At 34.8% G+C, this 2,045-nt stretch carries 2 protein-coding genes and 2 pseudogenes; 3 read left to right on the top strand and 1 reads right to left on the bottom strand.

The features are described 5' to 3' along the window. Together I2F62_RS12975 and I2F62_RS12970 are read left to right on the top strand one after the other, a co-directional pair. The coding region (locus I2F62_RS12975; RefSeq protein ID WP_324627403.1) for a GH-E family nuclease at positions 1-690 on the top strand (690 nt) is incomplete at its 5' end. A 1-nt stretch (position 691) separates the two neighbouring features. Then, positions 692-1,234, top strand: a complete 543-nt coding sequence (locus tag I2F62_RS12970; protein WP_324627402.1) for an ankyrin repeat domain-containing protein — start codon at positions 692-694, stop codon at positions 1,232-1,234. A gap of 76 nt (positions 1,235-1,310) precedes the next feature. Here I2F62_RS12970 and I2F62_RS12965 read toward each other — a convergent pair. Then, positions 1,311-1,501: pseudogene (locus tag I2F62_RS12965) on the bottom strand (IS256 family transposase); the annotation flags it as partial. 424 nt (positions 1,502-1,925) lie between these two features. On the opposite strand from I2F62_RS12965, the pseudogene I2F62_RS12960 reads away from it, so the two are divergent. Then, positions 1,926-2,045 (top strand): annotated as a pseudogene (locus I2F62_RS12960) (IS5/IS1182 family transposase); the annotation flags it as partial.

The following is a 2,045-nucleotide window of genomic DNA, read 5'->3' as shown; positions in this document are numbered from 1 at the left end:
GTAGATACTCTCAAGAATCAGGTAACAGCTATTGTAAGAGAAAGTGATCGAGAAACGGTATCACAACTGACAACGGAAAAGTTACAACAAAAGGGCGACGTTTCTACTGAGCAGGTCAGTGAACAAGTTCAACGTACTAAGGATGGGATTGGATTCTTAGCAGAGCTTGTTGGGCTTGGTAGAGGCAGAGGTGCTGGTGAAAAGACTGTTAAGATAGATGGTAAAGATGTGGTGGTATCGCAGGCAGGAGGCTTTGATCTAAGGGGGGCAAAAAAAGATGCGCAAGGTTTATATCACGATGAGAAGGGGCGCTTTACAAGTGACCCAGATAAAATTGAAACAGATTTAACAAGACCGTCACTAAGAGCTGAAACCAAACGTGAAATTAATGATAGATATGATCGAACAGAAGATGGTAAGTATATAGATCCATTTACTGAGAAAGTAATAGAACCGCCATATCACTATGGTCATATTTATGGTTCTGAGCATAGACGTTTAGTAGAAGCGGCTGAAAAAGTAGGAATGACACAAAAACAATTCAATGATTATGTTAATTCAAGACCAGATAAGTTTAAAATAGAGAACGCAACTGAGAATTTAAGTCATAAGGGAGAAAAGCCTGGTCGTGGCGAGCTAAAAGAGATTTTAGATGATATGCACCTATTTTTGAAAGGAAGAGATAAGTAATATGAAAGATATTTATGAAGATGATATAGGTTTACAAATTGTAAGAGCAAACAGAGAGGGTGATATTGCTTTTTTAAAGCAAATGGTAGCTGAACAACAATTTGATCCAAGACAAGTTACAGAAGCGGAGCATTGGAATTATTTACATCGGACAAATTTAATAAATCCATCGCCTAAAGAAACAATACAGTTTTATTTAGATCATGGAGTACCCGTTAATGCTCAAGATTGTTATGGAATGACTCCTTTACATTATGCTGTAAGAGAGCATAATTATGCTGCTGCAAAGTTATTGTTAGAAGCAGGAGCAGATTTAAATTTAGAAAATATAGATGGATTAAATGTGTTATGGCAAGTCTTTGTAAAAGCACCTTTGCTAGAAGATGTCGCAATTATTAATTTACTAATTGAGCATGGAGCAGATCCATACAAAAAAAACAAATATGGTGTACCTGTATATAATGCTTTGAAACGAAATGCTAAAACACGTCCATATTTACAAGAATTATTTGAAGAGGTTGAAAGACATAAACCGAGCCTGTAACTTGTTTTCTCAGCAACTGAAAATTATAAAGGCAAGCCTAAGGAGCCTGTACATTATTTTGTGTAAGTTCCATTTTTTATAAATGACCTTTTAATCGGTCATCGAAATGGATCGTAAACAAATTTATTGCTGAATGCCATGAGCAGCACTGCTGTACAAGATTAGAATTGTCTATATTTTAGCTGCATTCGATGTCGCTAAGAAAATGATTTTCTTCACCGAATCATCTGAAGATAAAATTTTCAGCTTCTTCTTTGAATGGCGGACATGCTTGAATCGTACTGGATTTGTCGGAGACAGTTTATCTAAGTTACATTACCTGTTTTTTAGCACACATCACTTTGATGTGTGCTAAATGTCATCAAATTTTCATTTGCTACATTCGAGCTTACTCACCGATAAAATTTCTCTACCATTTGATAGAGTGTCTTAAAGTTCAAACAGCAATGCGAAAAGCAAAAAAAATCATTTTTAGGTTTTGAATGACATTAAATACAAAAAACGAATATAAAATTTTAACTGTAAAATAGACGACCGGTCTAATTTATGTTAGTTTTATCTCATTCAATTAAAGTTAAATGTTTGGAAGGTGCTAAATATCTTTCACGTACCTAGAGAGTGTTGACACTTTTAGTATAAAAAATAGCGAAGTAGTAAAATCAAATCGCCAAACCCAATTTTACTATTCGCTATGCCTCGTACCATGCTGACAGATCAACACTGGCAAAAGTTGAAACCTATTCTCCGTAATTTATCGATTCACCACAACTCAAATTTACGTAATTTTATTGAAGCCATTCTTTATAGAATT

Source organism: Acinetobacter sp. MD2(2019), from assembly GCF_035615615.1.
Lineage (GTDB): Bacteria > Pseudomonadota > Gammaproteobacteria > Pseudomonadales > Moraxellaceae > Acinetobacter.
This window is presented reverse-complemented; position numbering and strand designations above follow the sequence as displayed.

Excerpts from the sequence above, each read along its gene's own strand:
- I2F62_RS12970 (WP_324627402.1), top strand. The coding sequence starts at position 692 with ATGAAAGATATTTATGAAGATGATATAGGTTTACAAATTGTAAGAGCA.